1 protein-coding gene and 1 pseudogene are annotated in these 809 nt (G+C 40.5%); both read left to right on the top strand.

The features are described 5' to 3' along the window. Nucleotides 1–367, top strand: a pseudogene (locus tag A3729_RS20085) (DnaA/Hda family protein); the annotation flags it as partial. A gap of 24 nt (nt 368–391) precedes the next feature. Further along, nucleotides 392–809, top strand: a 418-nt coding sequence (locus A3729_RS20090) for a ParA family protein (protein WP_156498042.1), incomplete at its 3' end; no start/stop codon positions are given.

Here is an 809-nt window from a genome sequence, read left to right on the forward strand (position 1 = left end):
GTTTAAAGAACGCTGTCTTTTTAATTTATTTAACCATTATAAAGCTCAAGGTGATATGTTAATTTTCGCCTTGTCACAGCCGGTAGACGCCTTGAATATCTGCTTGGCTGATTTGTTGTCACGCCTAAAATCCGGTTTATTGATAAGCCTGAAAGCTTATAGTGATGCTGAAAAAGAACTAATCATGCAGCAGGTTGCGATACATAAGGGCTTTAGCTTGGAAGAGGGCGTTTCTACTTTTATTATTAAGCGTAGCGGGCGCAACTTAACAGAGTTGCTAGCGTTACTTGATCAACTAGACAAAGCGTCGCTCACTGAGCAGCGTAAATTGACAATTCCGTTCGTCAAGAAAGTTTTAAATTGGTAGCTCATCAGCTGCAGGGAGAAAAAAATGATTCGCGTAGTATTCAACCAGAAAGGCGGTGTAGGGAAGTCGAGTATTACTTGCAATCTTGCAGCTATTTTCGCTGCTAAGGGACGCAGAACCTTGGTTGTTGATTTGGACCCGCAAGGTAACTCTACTCACTATTTAATGGGAAAGCCTGCTGCTGAATTGAATGACTCGATTGCCGATTTTTTTGAGCAAACGCTTTCATTTAATTTGTTTAATAAAGATCCTGCCGACTTTGCGCATAAAACCCCCTTCGACAATCTCTATGTTTTGCCCTCTAGTCCTGAGATGGATTTTCTTGAAAGAAAGCTGGAGGCTAAGCATAAGATCTATAAACTCAAAAATGCCTTAAGAGCATTAGAGAGCCAGTTTGATGAAATTATCATCGATACAGCGCCTGCTTTAAATTTCTATACGC

The organism is Oleiphilus sp. HI0043 (assembly GCF_001634935.1).